Consider the following 25,607-nt stretch of genomic DNA (forward strand, 5'->3'; position numbering starts at 1 on the left):
CGCGGGCGCGCGGCGATGCCGCGGCCGCGCTTCGCCTGCTGCAGGCGGAAGCCGACGGCCAGGCCGCGCGCCGCGCGGAACGCGAAGCGCAGCGGGAGAAGCGGGCGGAAGCGGCCGTGCGTCTGGAAGGGCTGGCCCGGCGGATGGAAGAGCTGCTGGCGCGGCAGGAGCGGTGGTTCGCGGCGGGCGGCGTCGCGAACGAATTGGCATGGCTGGCCGCGCTGGAGCGGTCGGAACGGCTGGCGGAGGTCGAGCAGGAGCTGTTCCGGTTGAACGCGACGGTGACCGCGGGGTTGTCGGAAGCGGAGCAGGCGCGGCTGGACGTCTGGCTGTCGGAGCTGGACGAGGCCGCGCTTCGCGCGGAGTCGGCCGGCGCGGAGCGCGCGTGGCGGGAAGCCGAGGCGGAGCGCGGCCGGCAGCTGGAGCTGCTCGGGCGCGCCAGGCAGCGGCTGGAGCAGCTGCTGCGCGACGGCGACCGGCAGCGGTTGATCGGCGAACGCGAGGCCGCCGCCGCCGCGCTGGAGGCGCTGATCGACCGGTACGCGGTGCTGGCCGTGAGCATGACGATGATCCGGCGGACGAAGCGCATCATGGAGGAGCAGCGGCAGCCGGCCGTGCTGCGCGAAGCGTCCCGGCTGATGAACCGGCTTACGGAGGGGCGCTACAAGCGGATCCTGCTGCGCGAGGATGTCGGCGCGATCGCGCTCGAAGCCGCGGACGGACGCACGGTGGAGAGCGGCTTCCTCAGCCGCGGCGCGGCGGAGCAGCTGTACCTCGCGATGCGCTTCGCGCTGGCCGACGAAGCGGCTGCCGCGCACGCGCTGCCGCTGCTGCTCGACGACCCGTTCGTCAATTTCGACCGCGACCGCCAGCGGGCGGCGGCGGACGTGCTGGGCGAGCTGGCCGAACGCCGCCAAATCGTCTTCTTCACCTGCCATGACCCGATGCGCGAGCTGCTGCTGGAACGGATTCCGGCCGCCAAGCTGGTGGAACTGGCAAGGTAGGCACCTTCGTCCCTACGCTGAAAAGCCCCCTGCAAAGGGGGCTTTTTTGTTATGCGGACGAGCATGCTTCGGACCGGTCGCGCGGCAACCGACAAAGGCGCACCGGAACGATGATGACCATCCGCGGAGCCCTGCCCTGATTCTCTTTTAGCCCACCGCTTGGCGGCTCCCCGGCCGATCGCCGCTGAACGCCTTCCATGCCGGACCGCCGTCAATTGCGCATCGGGAGCTTGTGGCGGATCAGCAGGATAAGCCAGCCTAGACTGATAAGGCCGAAAATCGGGTAGAGGGTGGAGAGCAGCGTACCGAAGCCGATCTGGCTGGCCACGTAGCAGGCGGCGAGCGTCAGCGTCGTGAGCAGCGTGCGGGACAGCTTCACGCGTTCCTGCAGCTGCAGCGTCAGCCCGTAAATGTCCGCGATGAGCGTCGTGAAGATTTCGGCGAAGATCAGGAAGATGTAGATCCATTGGATGCCGTGCCCCAGCTCGCGGGCGATGCCGCCCATCGGGATGGCGAACTGCTGGATGCCGGGCATGTACACCGAGAGGGCGATATGGCCCGCGATGAGCATGAAGCCGATGCCGATGCCGCCGACCCAGGAGCCGTACACGATTGCCTTGCGGTCCTGGATTTCGCCGCCGAGCGGCACGAGCACGGCCTGCGCCATGGACAGGTTGAACGCGGCGTACAAGAACGGGGACGCCCACACCGCGATCGGCGAGAAATCGCTCGTGAGCATCATCCACCGGCCCGCTCCCGGCGTCCGCACGGTATCGATGATGATCAGCACCGTGAACAGCAGCATGACCGGCACGACGATCGAATTCACCGTCAAGATCGCGTTCATCCCTTTGCGGAGCAACAGGAAGCAGCCGAAGATCGTGATCAGGAGGCCGGATTGGTAGGAGAAGTTCCAATTTTCGGAGAAAATCGCGCCCGCGCCCGCGAGCATGACGGCGCAGACGCCGAACAGCACCAGCTGCATGAAATGGCTGATCCACCGGCCGAACCGGTCGCCGAACAGCACCTTGTTGACGTCTTCGTACGATTTGGCCCGCACGTCGTTCGAGATGAGCATCATTTTGGCGCCGAGCCAGACGAACATCGCGGTGGCGAGCAGAATCGTCAGGACGCCGACGACGCCGAAGCGGGTGAAGAACTGCAGGATTTCCTGGCCCGTCGCGAATCCGGCGCCGACTACGGTCCCCATATAGGTAAACGCGATTTGGATGACTGTGGTGAATCGTCTCATGGATCGATCAATCCCTGCCTTTCGTGGACGGCCTCTTCTTAAAGGTATGTCCGAACGGGGACAGGCATGACTACAATCCATGCGGCAGCGCCGGATTCACGGGGGCGGCGGGGTTACGATCCAACCGAAATAGGACGGAAAGCCGGTCGCGCCCGCGCGCGTGCCGGTTTCCGTCCTATCGTGCCCTCTGGCGTTTGCCGAATGATCTCGATGCATTCGCGCCTTCGGAAATCCTTCGTCTTCGTGCCGGACTTTCCGCCTGCCTCGGCATCGCTTACGTCCGGTTCTCCGCGGAAGCGAACAGCTTGATCGATAGAATGCGTTCGTTGTCCGGATCCAGATCCAGCTTCAAGAGGGCGCCTTCCGCGTCGTAAGCGAGCACGCTGCCCGTATGCGTGCCCGGCTGTCCCAGCTTCTTGACCGCGGCGCTCGCCGTGTCGCCGACGCGCAGACCGCCGAGTCCCGTGGCGGCCGACCGGCCGAAGACTTCCACGAACTTGACCTTCTTGTCGGGCGAGAAGCCGACGGAGCAGGCCGCGTATTCCTTCACGGACAGCGTGCCGCCGTCGTCGTCGAGCGGGTAGACGTCGCTCGGCTTGCCCAGCTTCGCGGAGGCGGACGCTTCGGCTTCGCCGATCGCGATGCCGAACAGCTTGGGCGCCTTGGCGTTCCAGGCTTCCTCGGTTTTGGCCGAAGGCGCGGATTTGCCGCCGGCCGACGATTCCGTCACGGCGTTCGGATCCGCATTCTCGCCGCCGTTCAAACTGCCCGTCACGGGCGCGCCGCCGGGTTTGCTTTTGTTGTCGTAGGCTTTCTGCGGGCTGTCCGACAAGCCTTGGCCCGCGTTCCGCGCCGAGGCTTGTCCGCCCGCGTCATCGCCGGCCGACAGGCCGGCCACGCGCATTTGGCAGCCCGCGAGCGTGACGGCGAGCAGCACGACCGCCGCCGCGCTTGCGATTCGTTTGGGGTAGCCGGTGTTCATGTCGCGGCACCTCCGTTGGAATGGTTTTGTAAGGTCTTTGTTATTACTAGACACGCCGCGAGGGCGAAAAGTTGCGGTCTTCGGTCGGCATCCTGGAATATATTCCCGCCGGTTGCGCGAATCCCCTTCCATATGGTACCTTTAACGGAAAAAGGTTTTTTGGTGGAGGGAACGCGAATGGAACTGCTTAAAGAACGCATCCTGCGCGAAGCTACAATTATGAATCAAGACGTCCTGAAGCTCGACGCGTTGCTGAACCATCAGGTCGATCCGCAGCTGACGCTGGAGATGGGCAAGGAATTCGCGCGCTTGTACGCGGAGACGACCGTCACGAAAGTCATTACCGTGGAATCCTCCGGCATTCCCGTCGCCTTCGCGACCGCCATGGCGCTGAACGTTCCGCTGGTGTTCGCGAGACGCAAAAAGACGCTGATCGCGGATTCCGACGCGTATACCGAACGGGTGCCTTCGTTTACCAAGGGCATTGTAACGGACATCATGGTTTCCCGTCAATTCCTGACGGCGGACGATACGGTGCTGTTCATCGACGATATCATCGCGAACGGGGACGCGGCGCGGGGCTTGATCAAGATCATCGAACGCTCCGGCGCGAAGCTGGCCGGGCTCGGCATCGTCGTGGAGAAATCGTTCCAGGCCGGCGCGCGGACGATCCGCGAACAGGGAATCCGGGTGGAATCGCTCGTCAAGATCGCGTCGCTCGAGGGCGGCAAGATCGTCTTCGAATCCTAGTCCCAGAATAAGCATCTTTTCGGGACCCGCTTTTTGACTTATAATGTTCATAAGTACGAGAGGGGGAGGCACTAAATATGGCGAATCTATCTGCCGAGTATTTATTAACCAAGTTGACGGACGCGAAAAACCATTTTGAACGTGCGCTCGACTGCAAGCATACGGAGTTTGACGACTTGTATCCTTATATGATCGAACATCCCCAATTCTTTTGGTATAAACGGTACGTGGCGTGGTCGGAGCTGCTGACGCTCATCAAGCTGTCGGAGGAGCTCGAGATCGACTGGAAGAGCCAGTTTACCGAGAAGCAGGCGGAGTACGTGACGAGCCGCGTGATGTCCTCGCGCGTTCTCGACGAGTGGTACGAGACGAACGATTCCAAGGAGCACGTCGGTTAAATACGCGAATTACGGAACGGGAACCTCAATGCCGCGCTGGCCGCGGCGTTGGGGTTCTTTGAGCGTTGCATCCCGCATGGGAATGCGCCGCCCGCAAGCGGACGGCGCGCGGGAAGGGGGGAAAGCATGATCACGGAAGAAGAGTTGGACCGTTACCGGGTCGAAGGCACGCCGCTGCGGGTCGTCCGCGACAACATGGAAGCGAACGACGTGCTCGGGATCGTCGTCGCCTGGGACGCGGATAGCGTCGTCATCCGGAAACGGAACCGCAGGGTCGTGAAGCTGAGCCGCGGCTACATATATGAGCCGGTCGGCGCGCCGCGGAGCGAAGTTTAGCCGCAGGGGGGTGGCCGGGTACGTTCGCATGCCCGGGGCGGCGCAATGCCAGGCGCGATCAAAAGCTAGATGCGAGCGGATATTGTTTGAAAATTTGAACTTTTCCGCATTTCTTGACTTCAATTGGCACGGATGCTAGTATAAAGAACGTGATTGCGGCGCTTGCCGCGGTCGATTTGCCAGATGCGGTCGTGGCGGAATTGGCAGACGCGCTAGATTCAGGTTCTAGTGGTGTAACAGCCGTGGAGGTTCAAGTCCTCTCGACCGCACCAACCTTACAAGACGAACCCCTTCCTTTCGGAAGGGGTTTTTTGATTTGTCTTGAAGTTGCTGATGATCCTGAAGTTTCCGAGAGTTTCCGAGAGTTCCCGAGAGTTCCTGAAGTTCCTGAAGTTCCTGAAGTTCCTGAAGTTCCTGAAGTTCCTGAAGTTCCTGAAGCTCCTGAAGTTGCCGAAGTTGCCGAAGTTCCCGAAGATCCTGAAGTTCCCGAAGTTCGCAACGCGCGCGCGCGGGCGGTCAGTCGGCCTGAAACAGCGAGCGGTATTTTTGCGGATGCATGCCGGCGTACTTTTTGAACACGGTGCTGAAGTAGGCGGCATTCTCGTACCCGACCATTTCGGCGACCTCGAGGATCTTCAGGTCAGGCGATTTCAGCAGTTCCTTGGCGGCTTCCATCCGTACCTTCGTGACGTATTCCGTCAAGCTCTCCCCGGTTTCCTGCTTGAAGACGAGACTGATGTAGTTCGGCGACAGGTACACCTGCTCCGACAGCTTCTGGACCGTGACGTTCTCCATGTACGATTGCGCGACGATCGCCTTGATCTTCTGAATCGTCCGTCCGTTCTTGTGCGTATGCTTGCGGGCGAAATGCGCCGTGAGCTCGCCGAACAGCCCGAGCATCGTCTCGCGCAGCCCGGACGCCTCGCGGATGCCGTAGACATCGGCCATGACGGAGGCGTAGCCCGGCGCGATGTCCCAGATGCGCTCGCCAGCCTCGGCAACGGCCTTGTCGGCCATATTGACGAGCTCGACGCAGACGCTCCGGGCGTAACCGTCCGGGAGGAGGCGGCTGCCGCACAGCGCGTCGAACACGTACCGCACCGTCTCCTCGGCGGCCTCCTTCATCCCCTGCAGCATGAAGCCGACGAGCTTGGCCTCGGCGTCGTACAGCTTCGGGAACCGCGGGCCGTCCGCGTCCGCCCGGTAATCGCTGATGTCGAGCACCGAGCTCTTCCCCGTATAGAACGTGTAGTTGATGGCCGCGAGCGCTTCGCGGTAGGAGCCATGGAGCTCGGACGCCTTCCGCGCGGGGCTGCCGATGCCGAAGGACGCGGAGAGGTTCAAGTAGTGCCGGATGCAATCCAGCATGTCCCGGCAAATGTCCGCGACGCGGCTTCCGTCCCTCGGCTGGAAGAGGACGACGTGCTCGTTCTCGCTCATGACGAAGGCGGCTCCCCCGTTGGATGCGGCGATCTCGTCCAGCACGTTCTGGACCGAGAAGGCAAGCAGCTGCTTGCGCGCCTCGCTGTACCGTTCGACGGCTTCCTCGTAGTCGTCGATCCGCAGCACCGCCGCCGTCCAGGCTTCGTCGGCCGAGCAGGGAAGCCCATGGAAGGCGAGCCCGCTCCGAATCTCTGCCTCGCCCGCGAACATGCCCGTCGTCAGCCCCGCCAGAAACTTCTCGCGCAGCACCGGCATCGTTTCGCGCACCTGACGCTGCAGCCGTTCGGTCCGCGCGTCGCGGCTGCGCTCCGCCGCGATGGCGTCCGCGACCTTGCGGACGGTCTGCTGCAGCTCGGCCAGCTTGATCGGCTTCAGGATGTAGCCGTCCGCGTTCAGGCTGAGCGCGGTCTTGGCGTACTGGAAATCCTCCGCGCCGCTGACGATGATGATCCGCACCGGATCGCCGTCGTCCTTCAGCTTCCGCGCGGCTTCCAGCCCGTCCATCATCGGCATGCGGATGTCCGTCAGCAGGATGTCGGGGCGCAGCGACCGGCAGAGATCGTACGTCTCGAGCCCGTCCGCCGCGTCCCCGACCACCTCGACGCCGAGCTCCTCCCAGCGCACGACCTCCCGCAATCCGGCGCGCACGTTGTATTCGTCATCGGCGATGATCATCTTGAGCATCTTCATTCTCCTCCCATGTCGTTACGGCCGGCATCGTCGCGACGACGACGATGCCGGGGCCTTCCCGCCGCCGGTAGCGGATGCCGGCTTGCTCGCCGAACGTCTGCTTGAGCCGCCGGTTCACGTTGATCGTCCCGAACGCGCCGTCCTCGCCGGTGCCGGATTCCAGCCTCGCGTTCAGCACGTCCGGATCGGCGCCGACGCCGTCGTCGGCGATTTCGATCTCGATCCGGTCGCCGCGCTTGCGGGCGACGACGTCGATGCGGCCTTTGCCGTGCCGTTTCTCGATGCCGTGAAGGATCGCGTTCTCCACGAGCGGCTGCAGCACCAGCTTGACCGTATAGTGGCCGTGAACCTCGGGATCGACCCGAATGGCGTAATCGAGCTTATCCTTGAACCGGAACTTGTGAATCGCCAGGTAGCTGCCGACCTGCCGCAGCTCGTCCTCGAGCGGGATGACGCTCCGGCCCTTGCTCAGGCTGTACCGGAAGAAGTCGGACAGGCTCGTCACCATCTCGCTGATGTCGGGCACGTCATGGCGCAGCGCGATCCAATTGATCGAATCGAGCGTGTTGTACAGGAAGTGCGGATTGATCTGCGCCTGCAGCGCCTTCAGCTCCGCTTCCTTCTTCTTCACCTCGCTGACGTACAGTTTGTTGATCAACTCTTTGATCTGCATTATCATTTTATTGTATTGGCTGAACAGGTACGTGAATTCGTCTTTCCGTTTGTACTGAATCTGAATGTCGAAATTGCCTTCCTGCGCGTAGGACATGGTCTTGACGAATTTGCGGATCGGCTTGGCGATGTTGTTCGAGAGCAGCAGGGCGATGAAGAAGGCGAGCGCCATGCAGGCCGCCAGCACGACGTACATGGCCTGGCGGAAGGCGACCAGCTTGCCGTTCAGGTCGCTGATCGGGGACACGGAGACGATGGTCCAGCCGGGATCCGCCAGCTTGCGGTAGGAGACGAGCTCGGCTTGGCCGCCGATCTCCTCGTCGAACGAACCGGCGCCGCCGCCGCGCTTCAGCAGCTCCGGCACGTAAGGCTGATCCGCCAGGCTCCGGCCGAGGAGCCCCGGATCGGGGCTGACGATGACGTTCGCGCGTTCGTCGAGAATGAAGACGGCGCTGTTCGCGGAAGGCTTAAGCTGCGCGAGCAGGGCGTTGAAGTCGGCGACGTCGGCGTCGATCGTGAGAAGGCCGACGTACGGAATCGTCATGTTCTTCAGGCCGAACAGCCGCTTCGCAAGCTTGATCGTGTACGCGGCGCCGCCGGGACCGGACTTCGCCTGCAGGCCCGCGACGGTATAGCGGGCTTTCGGGGGAAGCGCCGCGTACCACGGCTCTTTCTCGATTTCGCTGATCGTCGAGACGTTGCGCGAGAAGTTGTACTGCACGTATTCGGGCCGGTCCAGCATGTACAGCTTCGGCACGAACCGTTTGCCGGGCCCTTCGGGCTGCGCGTAGCCGTCGAGGATTTTGTTGAAGCTCGCCAGCTCGTTGACGAAGCCGACCTGGTCGGCGGGACGGTCGGCGGAGAGCATGTCGATCATGTCGGGATTGAGATAGATGGCATCGGCGACCCCGTCCATGTCGTCGAATTTTTTGAGCAGCACCGTCTCCATCATGTTCAGGTTCTTCTGCACCGAGGCGGTCATGTTGTCCGTGATCGTCCGGTACGACTGGTTGTAGATCGTCACGGAAATGATCGAGGTCGGCAGAATGACGAGCAGCAGAAAATAGAGCAGCAGGCGGTATTTCAGGCTTACCCGGTTGAACGAAAGCCAGCCGGAAGCTTTGCGCAGCGTAAGCATGCGGGGGCCGCTCCTTTCCGAACGTTGTTGACAGCGGTTACAGACCATTATAAGGGGATTGCAAAATGATGAAAAGCGTCGATTCTCGTCCGGCGAAGCTGCTGCTTGCCGGCCTGGCTTTCCTGGCGGCCGCGGGCTGCGCCGGCTCCGCCGCGGATCCGGGCGCCGAGCCGGACCCGGCGGCCGCGGCGCCGGAGACGATCAAGCTCGCCGTGGAGGACTCCCCCGCGGCGAAGGACGTCGAGCGGCTGATCGCGGCTTATAACGCGGAGCATCCGAAGACGCCGGCGGAGCTGATCGAGCTGCCGCGCGACCGGTACGACGAGTCGCTGAACCTGCTGATGACGTCGGGCGAGGGCCCGGACGTCTTCCAGATCGGCACCGGCTGGCTGACGAGCTATATCTACAAGAACTGGCTGCTCGACCTGTCCGAGGCGGCGCCGGACGAGGTGCGCCAGGCCTATCCCGCTTGGGCGGCGGACTACACGAAGCAGAACGACCACTACTACGCGATCCCGTCCGCCATGTCGACGGTCCGGCTCGTCTACAACAAGGAGCTGCTCGCGAGCGCCGGCTGCGACCCGGACGATCCGCCTTCCACGCTGGACGAAGTGACCGCGTGCGCGGTCCGCGTGTCCAAGGCGGGGACAGGCTACCGCAAGTACGGCTTCGCGCTGCCGGCGAGCGAGGACGAGACCGGCTTCCAGCAGCCGCTCGAGACCGCGGGGACGTACAGCGGGGCGTATTATTACGATTTCGCGAAAGGGAACTACGATTTCTCGGTCTATCTGCCCTGGTTCGAAGCGATGCTCGCGATGAAGCGGGACGGCGGCTTGTTCCCGGGCGAAATGTCGCTAAAGGCGGATACGGCGCTGACGCAGTTCGCGGAAGGGAACATCGGGATGATGATCGTGTCGAGCCGGGACATCGCCGCGCTCGATCGCCTGACGCCGGCCTCGTTCGCCTGGGGCATCGCGATGCCGCCGTTGTTCGACGCTTCCGACCGGGGCAAGGGGGCGCTCATGATCGAGCCCGAGCCGCCGTTCGCCGTCAACGCCGTGACCGCGCATCGCGACGGGGCGATCGCGCTGTGGCGGTACCTGCTGTCGGACGGCTATCTCGGCGAGCTGTACAAGGCCGGCGACGTCATTCCCGCGCGCGGGGACGTGACGGCGGACGCGCGGTACCGGCCGGAGCTGCCGGCGATGGGGCGGTTTTTGCCGGGGAGCGGGGAATCGATTTACCCGAAGGACCCGAAGTTCATTTTGAAGTACGAGCCGACGCAGTTCAGCCAGCGCAATCTCGGGGATGCCGCGCGGATGAAGGCGTACCGGGACATTTTGCAGGGGCTGCGCGAGCCGAAGGAAGCGCTGGACGAGCTGAGCGCGCAGTACAACAAGTCGCTGAACGACGCCGTGTACCAGAAGCTTATCAATCGGAACGACTACGTGATGCCGGATTTCGATCCGCTGCACCCGCTCGCGGGGACGAAATTGCCGGCGGTTCCGGCCGACAAGAGCCGGTAGCGCGCGGAATTCGAGCCGGTTCGCGATGTCGATAGAAAATTGATAGCCGCCGTAGATAATTGGATGTCGGTTCCGGATGTAAGCGGATACACTTGGAGGTGATCACACAGAAGAGGAGATGGACTAATGACTCTTTCGTCATGGCGAAGAGCGCTCGGACTTTCGCTGGCGGCGCTGCTCGCGCTCCCGGCGCTGCCCGTCAAGCCGGCGGGGGCCGCGGCTTCGGCGGAGGCCGCAACGGCGGCGACCGCGGCGGCGGCCGCGTCGTACGACGTCGATATTTCGGGGGACGATCAGCAGACGGTGAAGGGCTGGGGCGTGTTCCCTTCGTGGAACCGCGCGGACTGGAACCGGGATTTCACCGACAAGACGGGCGCGCAGGAGGCGTTGTTCGAGGATCTCGGCGCGACGCTGTTCCGTGTTATGATTCCGGCCGTGGCCGGGGACGGGGACGGCAATCTGATCGACGCCAAAATGCAGGAGATTTACGATCTGATCCAGACCGGGGAGACGCGGGGCATGCACGATTACATCGTCTCGGTCTGGTCGCCGCCGGTCGGCATGAAGACCTTGCCCACCGTCAACGGCTGGACGGGCTCGGAGCATGTCCGGCTGAAGCCGGAGAAGGAAGAAGCGTACGCGGACTACCTCGTGAACGCGATCCGCTGGCTGGCGGACAAAGGCGCGAGCGTGCCGAAGGCGCTCAGCTTCCAGAACGAGCCGCTGTCGCAAATCGTGAGCGAGTGGTGCTATTGGGGCGGCGATAACGGGACGCAATACAAGCGCGTCGCCAAGCTGCTCCGCGCGAAGCTCGACGAAGCCGGGCTGACGGACGTGCGGATTCTCGGGCCGGAAGGCGCCGCGTACCACGAGAATGAGCTGCTGCTCGGGGAGAACTTCTCTTCGCTCGCCGCCGATCCGGAGCTGAACCGGGCGATCGGCGGACTGGCGTCGCACAGCTATTTCGCGAAGGGCTTCGACAACGATGCCGTTTACCGCGGTTTCCGCGACGCGCTGGACCGGGCGCCGGACAAGGATCTCTGGCAGACCGAGTACAGCACGCTCGTCTCCGGCGCGTCGGAGATGGACATGGCCATCAACGCCGCCGAGCGGCTGGCGGGCGACATGGCGCTGATCGAGGACAATTATTGGTTCTGGTGGCTGGGCTGGGCGAACGGCCGGCATCCGACCGACGTCGGCGAAGTGCTGCTGGACGGGGACGGGTACACGGTGACGAAATCGAAGGCGTTCTACGTGCTCAGCAACCTGTTCAACCGCGTGCCCGTCGGCTCCAAGGTGCGCCGGGTCAGCGCCGATCCGGCCTCCGGCCTGACGACGACGGACGCGGTCTGGATGGACGCCGTCGCGTTCGTGAACGGCGGGCAGACCGTCGCGCTGCTCGTCAATCCGACGAACGAGGCGAAGACCGTCAACGTGAACGGGCTGACCGGGGCGACGGCGAACGCGTACCAGCTGACCGGCTCCGTGCCCAAGGGACAGGACATGACGCTGGCCGCGTCGCGGAACGTGGTCGGCGGCACGGCCGCCGGCATCGCGCTCCCGGCGCGGAGCGTGACCGTCGTCGCGACGTCCGCCGGGGATCAGGCGCCGCCGCATATCGTGTTCGATCAGACCGGCAGCTCCGCGGTCCGCGACGCCGATTACGCGATGCGTACGCCGGCGTATCCGGTGTCGGGCCGTCTGGACGAGCCGGGCACGCTGCGGATCAACGGACAGGACGTGCCCGTCGGGGCGGACGGCGCCTTCAGCGCGAACGTGACGCTGCAGCCCGGCGACAATACGATTACGGCGGAGGCGGCGGACGAGGCCGGCAACGCGGGCGAGCCCGAAACGCTGTTCGTCCGGTACGACCCGGCTTACTTGGGGCTGACGCTGGAGCAGAGCGGAACGCTGTACGTCAACCGCGGCGAGTTCGCCGTGACGGGACGGACCAACGGCGGCGCGGATGTGACCGTCAAGCAGACGGCCGGAGGCGACACGGTGAAGGAGACGACCTATCCCGTCGGCTCGCCGGAGGAGGGCGGCTCGGAGGACGCCGTGCTCCGTCAGATCCTGAACGACAATTACGTATCGGCTAGCGCCGGCTTGACCGCCGCCCAGGGCGGATTCACGACGAACGCGCAGGTCGTATGGGATGCCGGCTCCGTCTTCGCGCCGGCCGAAGGGAACCGATCGCTGCGGCTCAAATTGTCGCCGGGCTTCGCGCGCGCCGGGTTTAATTTCCTGAACGCGGCGAATCAGGCGGCGTCGGAGGATTACGCCGCCGTGGCGGGCACGGCCGAGCTGCGCTTCGACGTCTATACGAAGTCGAAGGTCGACAGCCTGTCCGCCGTCTTGGAATCGGCGAGCGGGGGAACGGTCGTCGAAGCCCGCGTGCCGCTCTCGGCTTATATCGCCGCGGCGGATTACGGGGCGAAGTGGACGCAGGTCGCGATTCCGCTGCGCGATTTCGACGCGGCGCCGCATTACGACGCCGCGACCGGCGAAGCGACGGCGCTTCCCGTCTCGTGGAGCGCGGTGCGCGCGGTCGGCTTCGCGAGCGAGCATACGGTCTATTACGACCCGTACGTCGACGACCTGAAGATCGTCCAGACCGGTATTCCGGCCGGCGACGGCTCCGGCGGCGAAGCGGGCGGCGGCGAGCCGGCGTCCCTCGCGTTCGAAGCGCCGCTCGCGCTGCGCAAGGGCGAGAACGAGATCGCCGTCACGGCGGTCAACCGGCTGAACCAAGCCGCCGCGCCGGCATCCCTCTCGGTCGTGTACGATTCCGATCCGCCGGTGCTGACGCTGCCTGAGACAGACGCGACGTCCGGCACGAGCTACGTGCTGAACGGCCGCGTGAACGAAGACGCCGCCGTGACGGTCAACGGGACGCCGGCGGCTTTGAAGCCGGACCGGACGTTCACGGCGATCGTGCCCGTGGTCAAGGGCGAGAACGCGATTCAGGTCGCCGCGAAGGATCCCGCGGGCAACGTCGCGCAGGCCGTCGTCTCCGTGACGGCCAATCCCGTCGAGGACGGCTCGCTGGCGCCCGGCGTCGCGCCGGCGGCTAAGGCGGACACTCCGCCGACGATCGACGGCGACTTGTCGGAGGCGGGCTGGACCGTCAATAACCGCGTCGAGAAGCGAATCACCGGGGCTTCCGACAACACCGTCGCGTTCGGTACGATGTGGGACGCCGACAACCTGTACGTCGCGGTGAAGGTGTTGGACGCCGATCTGTTCAACGACACGGCCGGCGCCCAAACGTATCAGGACGACTCGGTCGAGATTTACGTGGACGGCGATAACGCGCGCAGCTCCGCGTACGGTTCGGACGACCATCAGATCACGCTTGGCTGGCACGACGACCAATTGTCGGTCGGCGGCGATATCGCGGGCATCGCCTTCGCCCAGCGGGACATCGCGGGCGGCTTCGCGGCCGAGCTGGCCATACCGTGGGGCGGCATCGGCATCGCGCCGCCGTCCGCCGGCGCGGTCATCGGCTTCGACGCCGCGTACAACGACGACGACGGCGGCAACGGCGGGCTGCGCGAGAGCCAATTGATGTGGCGCGGCAACGCGGACGACTGGCGGAGCACGGCGGCGTTCGGCAGCCTGTATTTGACCGGCGGCAAGCCGGCGGCGGTCGCGGTCGAGCCGTCCGGCGCGCTGATCGTGGACGGGGCGCTCGACGAGCCGTCGTGGCAGCTTCGCGCGAGCGCCGCCAAGCCGATTACCGGCGCGTCCTATAACGCCGTGACGTTCGGCGCGCTCGCCGACGCGGAGAATCTGTACGTCGGCGTCAAAGTGCTCGACGCGGACCTGCGCAACGATTCGGCGCAAGCGTATCAGGACGATTCGGTCGAGGTCTACCTGGATGCCGACCATAACGAAGGTACCGCGTACGACGCGCACGACCGCCAGCTGACGCTCGGCTGGCACGACGGAGCGCTGTCCGTGATCGGCGGCGCCTTGGCGGACGTCCAATACGCCCAGCGGGATATCAGCGGCGGCTATACGGCCGAAATCGCCATCCCGTGGACGTCGCTGAACGTCAGCCCCGCCCGCGACGTTACGCTCGGGTTCGACGTCGGCAACAACGACGACGACGGGGGCAGCGGCGGCGACCGCGACAGCCAGCTCATGTGGAGCGGCACGGGGGACAATTGGCGGGACGCGTCCCGGTTCGGCGAGCTGCTGATCCATAACCTGAGCCTGCCGCTGCCGGCGCACGAGACGCCGGAGCCGGACGGACTCGAGGCGTTCGCGGACGACGACGGCGATCTGAGCAAGCTGTTCGCGAAATCGGCGCACATCGTCAACGCCGCCGGGCATCCGGAGAATTTCGCGGACGACGCGACCCGGATCGCGCACAACATCGACAATCCGGCGGAGCCCGAATACGTCGTGTACCGGTCGCCGGCCGGGGATATCTATTCCTTCGACGTCACGACGGGGCTCTTCTCGAATACGCCGCAATTTTCATTCTACGGCTCGGCGGACGGCGTGCAGTATACCAAGCTCACGGCGGCTTCGACGCTGATCGGCGGCGCGAACGGCTACGGCGTGTTCCGCAATGCCGCAAGCGGGCTGCCGGCCGGCATCAAGTATTTGAAGATCGAATTCCCGGGCCTCGAGAATTGGAAGGAACAGCTGATGAACGTCGCGTTCAAGCATTTCGGGGAGACGGCGCCGCCGAACGAAGGCGAAACCGCGACTTTCGTTGACGAGGCGGGCGATCTAAGCAAGCTGTCGGGCAAGTCGGGGCATATCGTCAACGCGCTCGGCGGGCAGGTGGAGAAATACGGCGGCGACGGCACCCGGATCATCCACGCGAACGACGACAGCCTGGAGCCGGAGTACGTCATCTACGCGTCGCCGGCCGGGGACATCCGGTCGTTCGAGGCGAACGTCACGAACTGGACGGGGCTGCCCGACGCCTTGCCGTTCACGGCCTACGGCTCGGCGGACGGCCAAAGCTTCGCGGCGCTTCCGGCAGGCGCGCAAATGCTGAGCACCGCGGCCGGGTACGACACCCTGCTCGTCGGCGCCGGCGACATGCCGGCCGGCATCCGGTACTTGAAGCTCGTCTTCCCGTACGGCGACCCGGCATGCGACAATTGGACGAGCACGATTAACCGCGTGTCGTTCGTCTACGACGCCGATGACGATTCGGCCGCCGGTCCCGTCGCCGCATCGCCGGCCTTGAACGGAGCGGCATCCGTCGCGGCCGGCCGGACGTTCGCGCTGACGTACGGGCTGACCGGCGTGGAGGGGGTCATCGCGGCGGAGGAGCTGACGCTGCATTACGACCCCGCCTTGTTCGAATTCGCGACGGCGGAAGCGGCGAAGCCCGGCTTCGGCATCGCCGGCCAGACGGCGGCGCCGGGCGCGGTGCGCTTCGTGCTTGCCGCGGCGGGCACGGAGAACGCGGTGACGGCGGACGGGGACGTGCTGCGCGTGACGCTGCGGGCGAAGACGCCGGAGGCGTCCGCGTCCGCCGCGATCGCGGCGACGGATCAAGTCGCGGCGAATCCGGCCGGCGAGGAGACGCGGCTCGCGGACGCGGAGCTGCGCGTCCAAATCGCGGTCGTGGACAAGTCCGCGCTGACCGCGCTGCTCGCCGCGGCGGGCAGCAAGCTGGACGCCGCGGCGGAAGGCACGCATCCGGGGCAGTACCGGGCAGGCGCCAAGGCGGCGCTGCAAGCCGCGATCCAGGCCGCGCAGGCCGTCGCGGACGACGACGACGCCGACCAAGCCGGCGTCGACGCGGCCGTTCCGCCTCTGCAGGCGGCGCTGACGGCGTTCGACGGGCTGCTCGTCCGGGACGGCGACCTGAACGGCGACGGCCGGATCGGCGCCGGCGACGTCGCCATGGCCGCGGGCTATTACGGCTAGACGGCGGCCGACGCCGGTTGGGCCGAGACGTACCGCTACGCGGACCTGAACGGCGACGGCAGGATCGACCAAGCGGATTTCGCCGCGATCGCGGCGCTGATTCTGGCGTAAGCCGGCAGGCGAGGGCGGCACGCGCAAGCTTGCATGCGAAGCCGGCATACGTAAGCCGGCAAGCGCAGCCGGCACGCCTAAGCAGGCGGATGAAGGGCGGCTCCCGCGAACGGGGGCCGTCTTTTTCGTCGGGAGAGACGTTCGGCCCGATCCGATAGATTTTCAAAGGCCGCCGTAGATAATTGGATTCAGCCCAGCGGCGAAAGCGTCTACAATGAGAACTGTCACCACCATTCATGCAGGCTTCATACACAAAAGGAGGGTTTCCATGCAGCGCAAATCCAAAATCGCCTCGACGCTGCTCGTCTTGGCGATGGGCTCGTCGCTCGCGCTGACGGGATGCGGGAATTCGAACGGCAGCGGCAACGAAACGAACAACGCGGCGAACGCCGCGGAACCGGCGAACGGCGGAGGTTCGAACGCGCAGACGGCGAACGGCGGCGACGCGGCCGGGGACAAGCCGGCGCTGGATCCGGTCGAGCTGTCGATCTATTACCCCGGCACCGAGCAGAAGGACGTCGCCGCGGTCGAGGCCGAGCTGAACAAGCAGCTGAAGGACAAGATCAACGCCACGGTCAAGATCAACGCGGTCGATTGGGGCAACTGGAGCCAGAAGATCAACCTGATGGTCGCGTCCGGCGAGCCGTTCGATCTGCTGTTCACGGCCGGCTGGGACAATTTCAGCGGCAACGTGGCCAAGGGCGCGTTCCTGGACGTAACCTCGCTCATCGACGAGTACGCCCCGGAGACCAAGGCGCAGATGAACCCCGAGCTGCTGACGGGCACGGCGATCGGCGGCAAGAACTACGCGGTGCCGGTCGAGAAAGAAATGGCGAGCGAATTCGGCATCGTGCTGAATAAGGATCTCGTCGACAAGTACCAATTCGACGTGAGCACAATTAAGTCGTACGCCGACCTTGAGCCGATGCTGCAGACGATCAAGGCGAAGGAGCCGAACGTCGTGCCGTTCTGGGGCGGCAAGAACACGATTTCCCTCATTCCGTTCGAGCAGATCGGCGCGGTGCCCGGCGCGATCAAGCAGGACGGCACGACGACGGTCGTCGATCAGTGGGAAACGCCGGAGATGCAGCAGATGCTGAAGCTGATGCGGGATTGGAACCTCAAGGGCTACTTCCAGAAGGATCCCGCCACGCAGAAGGACGCGGGCCCGTCCAACAAGGCCGGCACCGTGTTCGCGCAATGGCAGCAGCTGACCCCGGGCAAGGACAAGGTGCTGACCCAGCAGTGGGGCCATCCGATGGTACAGGTCGTCCTGACGCAGCCGTACACGACGAGCGGGGACCTGAACGGCGCCATGACCGCCATCTCCCGGACGTCCAAAAATCCGGAGCGCGCCATGATGCTGATCAATCTGCTGCATACGGACGCGCAGCTGCTGAACACGCTCGTCTACGGCGTCGAGGGCACGCATTTCGTGAAAGCGGCGGACAACGTCATCAAGCTGCCGGACGGCGCGCAGGCCGGACAGAGCGGCTACGCGCCGGGCAACAACTACATGTTCGGCAGCCAGTTCCTCAATTACCTGTGGGATAACGAGGATCCGCAGAAGTGGGACGCGTACAAGGCGTTCAACGCGTCGGCGAAGCCGTCGCCGATCGTCGGCTTCAGCTACAACGCGGAGCCGGTCAAGAACGAAGAAGCCGCCATCACCAACATTTACAACGCGTATATCGACGGTCTCAGCACCGGGGTCATGGATCCCGACAAGGAACTGCCGGTCTTCATCGACAAGATGAAGAAGGCCGGACTCGACAAAGTGATCGCCGAGAAACAGAAGCAAATCGACGCGTTCCTGAGCGGCAAGCAATAGCGCGACCCGATGCAGCGACACCAGGAGGCCGGCGCCGCCACGCGCCGGCCTCTCTTACTCGACGCCGAAAGGAGCGGAGCGCATGCGCCCCCGTGCCGGACTGATCCACAATCTCGTGAAGTACCGCGCCTTGTTCCTCATGGTCGTGCTGCCGGCCGCGGTGCTGATCTTCAACAATTACGTGCCGATGTTCGGCCTCATCGTCGCGTTCAAAAATTACAATTTCGAGGGCGGCATCCTGGGCAGCCCTTGGGAAGGCATCGATAATTTCCGGTATTTGTTCCAGACGCCGGACGCCCTAACGGCGACCCGCAACACGGTGCTGTACAACGCGGTCTTCATCGTCGTCAATACGGCGATCGCCATCCTGCTGGCCGTCGGGCTGAACGAGCTGCGCAGCCGGAAGCTGGCGAAATTTTTTCAAAGCAGCCTGCTGTTTCCCTATTTTCTGTCCTTTGTGGCCGTCAGCTATTTGGCGTACGCGTTCCTCGGCGGATACGGCTTCATCAACAAGTCGATCCTGGAGCCGCTCGGCTTCCAACCGGTGTCCTGGTACACCGAGCCCGCGTATTGGACGGTCATTCTGCCGCTCGTCAACCTGTGGAAAAACGTCGGGTACGGCATGGTCTTCTACTTGGCGGCCATCGTCGGCATCGATCAAGAATATTACGAGGCGGCCCGCATCGACGGCGCCTCCAAATGGCAGCAGATCCGCGGCATCACGATTCCGCTGATCGTGCCGGTCATCGTCGTGCTGGTCATTCTGCAGATCGGCCGCATCTTCAACGCGGATTTCGGCTTGTTCTACCAAGTGCCGCTCAACACCGGCGTGCTGTATCCGACGACGAACGTCATCGACACGTTCGTGTACCGGTCGCTGCTCGTCAGCGGCAACGTCGGCATGTCGGCGGCGGGGTCCTTTTACCAGTCGGTCGTGGGCTTCGCGCTCGTGCTGCTGACCAACTTCGCCGTGCGCCGCGCAAGCCGCGAAAACGCGCTCTTCTAGGAGGAAACGGAATAATGAACGCACATGTCGACGCGCAGGTCTCCGCGGGCCGGCCCAAGCCGGGGCGCGCGGCCAAGGACCGCCTGGACAACGGGCTGCCGGCCGTTCCGAACGCGCTCTTGATCGCGGTCTTCGCGCTGCTCAGCCTGGCTTGCCTGTATCCGCTGCTGCTCGTCGTCGCGGTCTCGTTCACGGACGAACAGGCGATCGTGACGGGCGGCTACAGCATCATCCCGGCGCGCTTCTCCTTGTACGCGTACCGGTACTTGTTCGAGGACGCGGCGCAGATCTTCCGCAGCTACGGCGTCTCCATCCTCGTAACGCTCATCGGCACCGTCAGCAGCACCCTGCTGACCGCGCTGCTCGCGTTCCCGCTATCCCGGCGGGAAATGCCGTATCGCGGCGCGCTGGCGTTCGGCGTCTTCTTCACGATGCTGTTCAGCGGCGGCCTCGTGCCCTGGTATCTCGTCTATAACGCCGCGGGGCTCAACAATACGCTTTGGGCGCTCGTCGTGCCGCATCTCGTGGCGCCGCTCAACGTCATCGTGATGCGGACGTTCTTCGCGAACACGATTCCGCAGCCGCTCATCGAATCGGCGAAGATCGACGGGGCGGGGGAGTTCCGGATTTTCGCCGGGATCGTCCTGCCGCTCTCGTCGCCGGTGCTCGCGACGGTCGGGCTGTTTCAGACGCTGGCGTATTGGAACGACTGGTTCACGAGCTCGGTGTTCATCAGCGACAACAAGCTGGTAAGCCTGCAGTACCTGATGTACAAGACCATTTACAACATCCAATATTTGAATTCCGGCTTGGTCGACGCCACGGTCGCCGGCAACGCGACGGCGGCGATTCCGACCGAGACGGTGCGCATGGCGATGGCGATCGTCGGCATCGGCCCGATCGTCTTCGTATACCCGTTCCTGCAGAAATATTTCGTGAAAGGCTTGACCGTCGGCGCCGTCAAAGGCTAAGGCGACGCGTCAAGCCGCCAGAAGGAGGCTGTTCCGAACGTGAACGACCCGTTGGATCCTTACGCGCTCGACTTGCGCAAAAGCACGGCGCCGCCCGAGCATATCGCGGCGACGAGCCTGTACAGCGTCGCGGCGCCCCGCCACGGCACGGTGACGGGGGTGAGCGGCTGCTATTCCCCGCCGTACGCGGCGGGCGCGCTCGCCCTGCGTCTCGATTTCGCCGCCGGCGGCATGCCCGTCGAGGATACGGGCAATCTGGGCAAACGCGACTGCGGCCTGCTGTTCGCGGGCGCGGCGTGGCGGCCGGACCGGATCGTCCGGCGCGGCACGTACCATTGGCTGAAGGCGCGGGGGCTGGTCTCGTTCGCCGTCGTCAGCGACCTGGTGCCGCTCACCGGGCGCGCCGGCTTCGTCCTGACCGTGCGCGTCGCGAACCGGAGCGGCACCATCCTGGAGATCGACCTCGCGCCGACGCTCGAACCCGGCCCGGTCCGCCGCGTGCCCCTCGGCGAGTGGAGGTTCAGCCCGCCGGCCGGCGGGACGGTCCCGGCGCGCCTCGCCGGCGCGGATGCGTGGGAGAACGAAGAAGTACGAATCACGCTGCTGCACGACGGCCTCTCCGCGGTCCTGGGGGACGGCGAGGAGGCGGCGTTCCGGATCGCCGTCGTGCTCGGCGAAGCCGGCCGCGAGGTCGAAGCGCCTTCGAGCCTCGCCGTCTGGGAAGCGGAGACGGCGACGCGCTGGCGGTCGCGGATCGCGCGCGCCGAAGCGGCGCTGCCGCGCATCGAGACCGACATTCCCGGGCTCGAAGCGTACTATAACCGCTCGCTCATCAGCGGCTGATCTGCATGTGGGACCACCCGGACTTCGCGATCCGGCCGTTCCCGGCCACGTCGGGCATCGACGGCGGCGGCATCAACAACTATCCGTGGGACGCGGCGGGCTACGTCGGCCAGACGCTGGCGATGCTGCTCGGCGAGGAAGGCTCGCGCGCGTATCTGCGCTTCATGGAAGAAGGCGGCATCGACCGGCATATCAGCTTCGCGCCGGACGGCACGGGCGACGAGCCGTTCGCGTACTCGTACAGTCTGTGGGCGTTCGTGCACTTCGCCTGGTCGTACTGCTGCCAGTACGGCCCGCTCGAGGAGCTGTATCCCGTGCTGCGCAAGGTGCTCGACACCGACGAGCGCCGGCTGGCGCGCCGGGGCGAGCTGCTCGATTACGGCAGCCATCATCATCTGCTCGAGATGCGCGGCAGCGGCTACGAGCATGTCGTGGCCAGCCCGAACGCGGAGCGGGCGTGGTGCTACGACCGGCTGGCGGACTTGGCGGAGCTGCTCGGCTTGGAGGAGCCGGAAGACTGGCGGGGCAAGGCCGCGCGGATCCGGCTGGCGATCCGGACGGAGCTGTGGGACGGCGAAGCGGGCTGGTTCCGCAGCTTGTACCCCGAGGGCCGCAGCGAGATCGTCTACTCGGTGCAGGCCTACGACGCGCTGCGGATGGGCGCGTGCGCGCCGGAGATGGAGCGCGCGCTGCTGTCGCATCTGCGGGACGGCGCGTTCCTCGGAGATTGCGGGGTGTCCAGCATTTCCGCGGAGGACGCGCTGCATTACGAGGTGAACGACCCGGATTGGTCGGGCGGCGGCAGCTTCGGCGGGGAAGGCCCGATCCTGGCGCAGACGCTGTGGGAGATCGGGCGGCCGGAGCTCGCCTGGGACGTGCTGAAGCGCCACTTCTGGATCGGCGAGCGGCTGCCGTACGTGCCGCAGGAGCATTATTGCGACCGGCCGATGTCGCCGGCGCACAAGCGCGCGAACAATATCTCCGGCATGGCCGGCGCCCAAGCGGTCGTGTTCGGCATGGCGGGCATCCGTCCGCAGCCGGACGGACGGCTGCGGATCGCGCCTCAGCCGCCAGAGAGCGGCCGCGTGTCGATCGTCGGCTTCGAATACCGCGGCCGCCGGTACGACGTGCACATGGAACCGGGCGGCTGCCGGATCGTCCGCGACGGCGCCGAGCTGTACCGGGGCGCTCCGGCGCGGCTGACGATCGATGCGGAAGGAGCCGTCTCCGTCCATAGGGAGGGCGCGGAGGCTCGTTCAACGAATTGAAAAAGAAAATGTTGACATGCCCGCAATCTTCATGGTATCTTAATAAACGTTGCTCCCGACATACGGGATGCGGCATCTGCCAGATGCGGTCGTGGCGGAATTGGCAGACGCGCTAGATTCAGGTTCTAGTGGTGTAACAGCCGTGGAGGTTCAAGTCCTCTCGACCGCACCAACTTCCAACAATCGCAAGAAGCCTTGATCCCGGATCAAGGCTTCTTTTTTGCGTATCGGGTTTGCATGAATCCCGGAATCCGCGCAAATCCTACCAATCGGGAAGTCACGCGAAGGCGGGCTTCTTTTCGTTTCGGCCCTTTGTGTCCAGAAAATTCAGACGTAAGACACTTCAAGCCCGAACCGCGCAAGGTTACAGTGGATGGAGACGGTTTCATTTGCCATCCGCTTGCCTTGAGAAGCTTTAAGGAGGGAACTGGGTTGAACAATGCCAAATACGCCAACATGCTGCTGATGCCCGAGCTCGACACGACGCCGAAACGATTGCTGCCGTTCGGGATCTTATCCCGTCTGCGCGAGGAAACGCCCGTTCGGTACGATAAGGTCCGTAATTGCTGGGACGTGTTCGGCTACGACAACGTCCACCGCGTGCTGAAGGATTACGCCCTGTTCTCGTCCGTCCGCGGCGCGAGCGCGGGCACGAGCATGCTCTATACGGATCCGCCCAAGCATGCCCAGCTTCGCGATCTCGTGAACAAGGCGTTCACGCCGCGCGAGATTCAAGCGTTCGCGCCGCGCATCGAAGCGATCGCCGGCGATCTGCTCGAACGGGCGCGCGGCGGCGCCATGGACATCGTGCATGATTTCGCGACGCCGCTGCCCGTCATCATCATCGCCGAGATGCTCGGCGCGCCGCAGGAAGACCGCGAGCGCTTCAAGCACTGGTCGGACGTGCTCGTCGAGAGCGCGGCGGACGATTCCGACGAGGCGTTCCGCGCCGTACTCGAGCGCCGGCAGCTGGCGATCGCCGAGCTGACCGACTATTTCGCGGCCTTGCTGGAGGAACGGGCCAAGCAGCCGCGGGAGGATCTGATCTCCCTGCTGCTCGCGGCCGAGATCGACGGCGAACGGCTGACGCCGCGCGAGCTGATCAGCTTCTGCATCCTGCTGCTCGCCGCCGGCAACGAGACGACGACGAACCTCATCACGAACGGCGTCCGCCTGCTCACCGAGCGGCCCGAGCTGCAGCGCGAGCTGCGCCGGCAGCCCGAAGCGGTGCCCGACTTCGTCGAGGAGACGCTGCGGTATTACCCGCCGATCGTCGCCGTAGGGCGCGTCGCCAAGGAGGATACGGCGATCGGAGACGCGGCCGTCAAGGCGGGCGACCAGATCATCGCCTGGGTCGGCGCGGCCAACCGCGATCCCGCGAAATTCGACGATCCCGAATCGTTCGTCCTCGGACGGAAGCCGAACGCGCACATGTCCTTCGGCTTCGGCATCCACTTCTGCCTCGGGGCGCCGCTCGCGCGGCTGGAGGCGAAGCTCGCCCTCGGCGCGCTGCTTGCGCGCACCGGGGAGATCCGCGCGCTGCCGGACGCGGAATTGACGCCGATTCCGAGCTCGTTCGTGTTCGGGGTCAAAAGCCATCCGGTGACGCTCGAGGCGCGCTGACCGGCTCCCTGCCGCCTTGCCGCGTTTCCTGGCCCTTCCGCCGCGGAAGGGCTTTTCGTCGTCGGAAGCGCTTTTGGGCGCTGCGCCCGCCGGAAACGCGGACGGATCAAGGATTCGGAAAATTCCCTTGATTGCCTTGATTTCCGCAATTCTTGCAATTCCTGCAATTCCCGTCTTGACGTTCCTCCGGCACGATCGGATACAATTTGTTGACAACTTCTAGACGTTCCCGTAACACGCGCGCGGTACACTCGAATGGCACAAGCAGGCTTTACACCCGGGAGGATACCATGACGACGAACACGAGATTAAAATATATCATCGGCTTTATCGCCGCTTTACTCGTCTTGCTGGCGGCGGGTCGCTCGCTGCTCGCGCAGATCGGCGGGGAGCCGGACGGCGCCAAATCGCTGACCGGCTCGCCGCGGGGCGAAACGGGGGCGCCGGCGGAGAACGAATCGTCCGGCGGACGGTTCAAAATCGTCATCGACCCGGGCCACGGCGGCAAGGATCCCGGCTCGGCAGGAGCGAGCGGACAGTGGGAGAAGGACAGCAATCTGGCGCTCGCCATGAAGCTGTACGAGCTGCTCAAGGCCGACCCGCTCTTCGAGCCGCGGCTGACCCGCACGGACGATACGTTCGTCGAGCTGGCCGACCGGGCGCAGGTCGCCGACGGCTGGGGCGCGGACGCCCTGATCTCGATCCACGGCAACGCCTTCGAGGATGCGTCGGTGGCCGGCACGGAGACGTATTACACGCATCCGGACAGCCTGAGGCTGGCGGAAGCGATTCACGGAAAGGTCGTCGCGGCGCTCGGCTTTCCCGACCGCGGCGTGAAGGAGGAGAAGCTGAAGGTGCTTTCGCTCAGCGAGATGCCGGCGGTGCTGGTGGAGCCCGGCTATTTGACGAACGCCGCGGAGGAAGCCTTCATGCTCGGCGACGGCGGCCAGCGAACCGAAGCGGAAGCGATCGCGGACGGGCTGCGGGCGTATTTCGCGGGGAGCGGAGCCGACCCGTCGGCGGCCGGCTAACGGAAGACGGCGCCCACGGGCGCCGCGCGCGGACAAGCCCTGCGGCCGGGGCATTTTATGTACGGCCGGCATTTATGCTACGATCGCTATAGGCAAGACGCGATCCGAACTCGGATAGATTGGAGCCCAGCATGGACAAAACGAAAATCCTCATCATCGAGGACGAAGAAGCGATCGCCGATTTGCTGGCCTACGGCCTGAGCCGGGAAGGCTTCGAGACGCGGACGTCGGGAAACGGGACGGACGGCTTGAAGGAGCTGGAACGCTTCCGCCCGGACCTGCTCGTGCTGGACTGGATGCTGCCGGACCGGAGCGGCCTCGACATTTGCAAGCAGGTGACCGCGCGTTATAATTTGCCGATTCTCATGATCACGGCGCGATCCGACATCACGGACAAGATTCTCGGCCTCGAGGTCGGCGCGGACGACTACATCACGAAGCCGTTCGACCTGCGGGAGGTCGTGGCCCGCATCCGGACCATCCTCCGGCGCTTGGCGCAAGCCCAGCCGGCCGCGGAGGAAGCCGCGCCTCCGGCGATCCGCTTCCGGAACATCGCCGTTTCCCCCGACGAGCGGCTCGTGACGAAGGAGGGGACGCCGGTCGAGCTGACGCCGAAGGAATTCGACCTGCTGATCGCGCTGCTCGGCGCCCGGGGCAGAATTTTCACGCGGACGGAGCTGCTCGATTTCGTCTGGGGCTACGATTTTCCCGGCGACACGCGCACGGTCGACACCCATATCCAGCGGCTGCGCAAGAAGCTCGATGCGGCGGACCTGATCACGACCGTGTTCGGTATCGGCTACAAATTCGAGAAGCGGACGGACTGACGGC

At 64.9% G+C, this 25,607-nt stretch carries 19 protein-coding genes, 2 tRNA genes and 1 pseudogene; 18 read left to right on the plus strand and 4 right to left on the minus strand.

All coding sequences use genetic code 11. The features are described 5' to 3' along the window. Positions 1-1,004 (plus strand): ATP-binding protein (locus tag I8J29_RS11620; RefSeq protein WP_420831116.1); only part of this gene is annotated, 1,004 nt, incomplete at its 5' end. 211 nt (positions 1,005-1,215) lie between these two features. On the opposite strand, the gene I8J29_RS11625 is transcribed toward I8J29_RS11620, so the two are convergent. After that, positions 1,216-2,256, minus strand: a complete 1,041-nt coding sequence (locus tag I8J29_RS11625) for a YkvI family membrane protein (RefSeq protein WP_208847787.1) — start codon at positions 2,254-2,256, stop codon at positions 1,216-1,218. Between the two features lie 274 nt (positions 2,257-2,530). Next, a complete protein-coding gene (locus I8J29_RS11630) occupies positions 2,531-3,238 on the minus strand; it encodes a hypothetical protein (RefSeq protein WP_208847788.1) in 708 nt (235 codons plus the stop codon). A gap of 177 nt (positions 3,239-3,415) precedes the next feature. Between I8J29_RS11630 and I8J29_RS11635 the strand changes: the two genes are divergently transcribed. The 5 genes from I8J29_RS11635 (at position 3,416) to I8J29_RS11655 (ending at position 5,297) form a co-directional block, all read left to right on the plus strand. After that, positions 3,416-3,988, plus strand: a complete 573-nt coding sequence (locus I8J29_RS11635; protein WP_090635547.1) for a xanthine phosphoribosyltransferase — start codon at positions 3,416-3,418, stop codon at positions 3,986-3,988. 77 nt (positions 3,989-4,065) lie between these two features. Then, the gene (locus tag I8J29_RS11640; RefSeq protein ID WP_208847789.1) at positions 4,066-4,386 is read left to right on the plus strand and encodes a hypothetical protein; all 321 of its coding nucleotides are present in this window, start codon (positions 4,066-4,068) and stop codon (positions 4,384-4,386) included. A 126-nt stretch (positions 4,387-4,512) separates the two neighbouring features. Beyond that, complete coding sequence (locus tag I8J29_RS11645; protein ID WP_208847790.1) at positions 4,513-4,722, plus strand: hypothetical protein; 210 nt, start codon at positions 4,513-4,515, stop codon at positions 4,720-4,722. Positions 4,723-4,907: 185 nt separating this feature from the next. Beyond that, a tRNA-Leu gene (locus I8J29_RS11650) sits at positions 4,908-4,994 on the plus strand. Beyond that, positions 4,965-5,297 (plus strand): hypothetical protein, encoded by a 333-nt coding sequence (locus I8J29_RS11655; protein WP_208847791.1) that lies wholly within the window; start codon positions 4,965-4,967, stop codon positions 5,295-5,297. Before I8J29_RS11650 ends, I8J29_RS11655 begins: the two co-directional genes overlap by 30 nt. On the opposite strand, the gene I8J29_RS11660 is transcribed toward I8J29_RS11655, so the two are convergent. Both I8J29_RS11660 and I8J29_RS11665 read right to left on the minus strand, forming a co-directional pair. Continuing rightward, positions 5,239-6,849 carry a response regulator gene (locus I8J29_RS11660; protein WP_208847792.1) on the minus strand — a complete coding sequence of 537 codons (1,611 nt, stop codon included), beginning with the start codon at positions 6,847-6,849 and terminating at the stop codon, positions 5,239-5,241. The two genes, I8J29_RS11655 and I8J29_RS11660, sit on opposite strands and share 59 nt — an antisense overlap. Next, positions 6,824-8,665: a cache domain-containing sensor histidine kinase gene (locus tag I8J29_RS11665; RefSeq protein WP_208847793.1), complete on the minus strand. Its 1,842-nt coding sequence runs from the start codon at positions 8,663-8,665 to the stop codon at positions 6,824-6,826. The genes I8J29_RS11660 and I8J29_RS11665 overlap by 26 nt, the downstream gene beginning before the upstream one ends. Positions 8,666-8,730: 65 nt before the next feature. Here I8J29_RS11665 and I8J29_RS11670 point away from each other — a divergent pair, with 65 nt between their 5' ends. The 12 genes and pseudogenes from I8J29_RS11670 to I8J29_RS11725 all read left to right on the plus strand — a co-directional run bounded on the left by I8J29_RS11670 (position 8,731) and on the right by I8J29_RS11725 (position 25,603). Continuing rightward, positions 8,731-10,191 carry an ABC transporter substrate-binding protein gene (locus I8J29_RS11670; RefSeq protein WP_208847794.1) on the plus strand — a complete coding sequence of 487 codons (1,461 nt, stop codon included), beginning with the start codon at positions 8,731-8,733 and terminating at the stop codon, positions 10,189-10,191. 126 nt (positions 10,192-10,317) lie between these two features. Next, a complete protein-coding gene (locus I8J29_RS11675) occupies positions 10,318-16,092 on the plus strand; it encodes a sugar-binding protein (protein WP_208847795.1) in 5,775 nt (1,924 codons plus the stop codon). Positions 16,093-16,131: 39 nt separating this feature from the next. After that, positions 16,132-16,203, plus strand: a pseudogene (locus tag I8J29_RS34620) (hypothetical protein); the annotation flags it as partial. A 268-nt stretch (positions 16,204-16,471) separates the two neighbouring features. Continuing rightward, complete coding sequence (locus I8J29_RS11685) at positions 16,472-18,034, plus strand: ABC transporter substrate-binding protein (protein WP_208847796.1); 1,563 nt, start codon at positions 16,472-16,474, stop codon at positions 18,032-18,034. Positions 18,035-18,116: 82 nt separating this feature from the next. After that, a complete protein-coding gene (locus I8J29_RS11690; RefSeq protein WP_090635559.1) occupies positions 18,117-19,040 on the plus strand; it encodes an ABC transporter permease in 924 nt (307 codons plus the stop codon). A gap of 14 nt (positions 19,041-19,054) precedes the next feature. Next, positions 19,055-20,011: a carbohydrate ABC transporter permease gene (locus tag I8J29_RS11695; RefSeq protein WP_208847797.1), complete on the plus strand. Its 957-nt coding sequence runs from the start codon at positions 19,055-19,057 to the stop codon at positions 20,009-20,011. Positions 20,012-20,050: 39 nt separating this feature from the next. Continuing rightward, on the plus strand, positions 20,051-20,854 hold the full coding sequence (locus I8J29_RS11700) for a hypothetical protein (RefSeq protein ID WP_208847798.1): 804 nt from the start codon (positions 20,051-20,053) through the stop codon (positions 20,852-20,854). A gap of 5 nt (positions 20,855-20,859) precedes the next feature. After that, positions 20,860-22,122, plus strand: coding sequence for an MGH1-like glycoside hydrolase domain-containing protein (locus I8J29_RS11705; RefSeq protein ID WP_208847799.1), 1,263 nt, complete (start codon positions 20,860-20,862; stop codon positions 22,120-22,122). An 85-nt stretch (positions 22,123-22,207) separates the two neighbouring features. After that, a tRNA-Leu gene (locus tag I8J29_RS11710) sits at positions 22,208-22,294 on the plus strand. Between the two features lie 284 nt (positions 22,295-22,578). Further along, entirely contained in the window at positions 22,579-23,745 is a 1,167-nt protein-coding gene (locus tag I8J29_RS11715) for a cytochrome P450 (RefSeq protein WP_208847925.1), read from the plus strand. A gap of 290 nt (positions 23,746-24,035) precedes the next feature. After that, positions 24,036-24,776 carry an N-acetylmuramoyl-L-alanine amidase family protein gene (locus tag I8J29_RS11720; protein ID WP_208847800.1) on the plus strand — a complete coding sequence of 247 codons (741 nt, stop codon included), beginning with the start codon at positions 24,036-24,038 and terminating at the stop codon, positions 24,774-24,776. Between the two features lie 131 nt (positions 24,777-24,907). Next, complete coding sequence (locus I8J29_RS11725) at positions 24,908-25,603, plus strand: response regulator transcription factor (protein WP_208847801.1); 696 nt, start codon at positions 24,908-24,910, stop codon at positions 25,601-25,603. Positions 25,604-25,607 lie beyond the last annotated feature (4 nt).

The sequence above is a fragment of the Paenibacillus artemisiicola genome (genome assembly GCF_017652985.1).
Taxonomy (GTDB): domain Bacteria; phylum Bacillota; class Bacilli; order Paenibacillales; family Paenibacillaceae; genus Paenibacillus_Z; species Paenibacillus_Z artemisiicola.

What these genes read in the sequence shown, in the direction of transcription:
- I8J29_RS11625 (WP_208847787.1), bottom strand. Translation starts at nt 2,256, where the DNA reads ATGAGACGATTCACCACAGTCATCCAAATCGCGTTTACCTATATGGGG.
- I8J29_RS11675 (WP_208847795.1), top strand. Translation starts at nt 10,318, where the DNA reads ATGACTCTTTCGTCATGGCGAAGAGCGCTCGGACTTTCGCTGGCGGCG.
- I8J29_RS11630 (WP_208847788.1), bottom strand. Translation starts at nt 3,238, where the DNA reads ATGAACACCGGCTACCCCAAACGAATCGCAAGCGCGGCGGCGGTCGTG.
- I8J29_RS11645 (WP_208847790.1), top strand. Translation starts at nt 4,513, where the DNA reads ATGATCACGGAAGAAGAGTTGGACCGTTACCGGGTCGAAGGCACGCCG.
- I8J29_RS11640 (WP_208847789.1), top strand. Translation starts at nt 4,066, where the DNA reads ATGGCGAATCTATCTGCCGAGTATTTATTAACCAAGTTGACGGACGCG.
- I8J29_RS11670 (WP_208847794.1), top strand. Translation starts at nt 8,731, where the DNA reads ATGATGAAAAGCGTCGATTCTCGTCCGGCGAAGCTGCTGCTTGCCGGC.
- I8J29_RS11665 (WP_208847793.1), bottom strand. Translation starts at nt 8,665, where the DNA reads ATGCTTACGCTGCGCAAAGCTTCCGGCTGGCTTTCGTTCAACCGGGTA.
- I8J29_RS11685 (WP_208847796.1), top strand. Translation starts at nt 16,472, where the DNA reads ATGCAGCGCAAATCCAAAATCGCCTCGACGCTGCTCGTCTTGGCGATG.
- I8J29_RS11660 (WP_208847792.1), bottom strand. Translation starts at nt 6,849, where the DNA reads ATGCTCAAGATGATCATCGCCGATGACGAATACAACGTGCGCGCCGGA.
- I8J29_RS11720 (WP_208847800.1), top strand. Translation starts at nt 24,036, where the DNA reads ATGACGACGAACACGAGATTAAAATATATCATCGGCTTTATCGCCGCT.
- I8J29_RS11715 (WP_208847925.1), top strand. Translation starts at nt 22,579, where the DNA reads ATGCTGCTGATGCCCGAGCTCGACACGACGCCGAAACGATTGCTGCCG.
- I8J29_RS11690 (WP_090635559.1), top strand. Translation starts at nt 18,117, where the DNA reads ATGCGCCCCCGTGCCGGACTGATCCACAATCTCGTGAAGTACCGCGCC.
- I8J29_RS11635 (WP_090635547.1), top strand. Translation starts at nt 3,416, where the DNA reads ATGGAACTGCTTAAAGAACGCATCCTGCGCGAAGCTACAATTATGAAT.
- I8J29_RS11725 (WP_208847801.1), top strand. Translation starts at nt 24,908, where the DNA reads ATGGACAAAACGAAAATCCTCATCATCGAGGACGAAGAAGCGATCGCC.
- I8J29_RS11705 (WP_208847799.1), top strand. Translation starts at nt 20,860, where the DNA reads ATGTGGGACCACCCGGACTTCGCGATCCGGCCGTTCCCGGCCACGTCG.
- I8J29_RS11695 (WP_208847797.1), top strand. Translation starts at nt 19,055, where the DNA reads ATGAACGCACATGTCGACGCGCAGGTCTCCGCGGGCCGGCCCAAGCCG.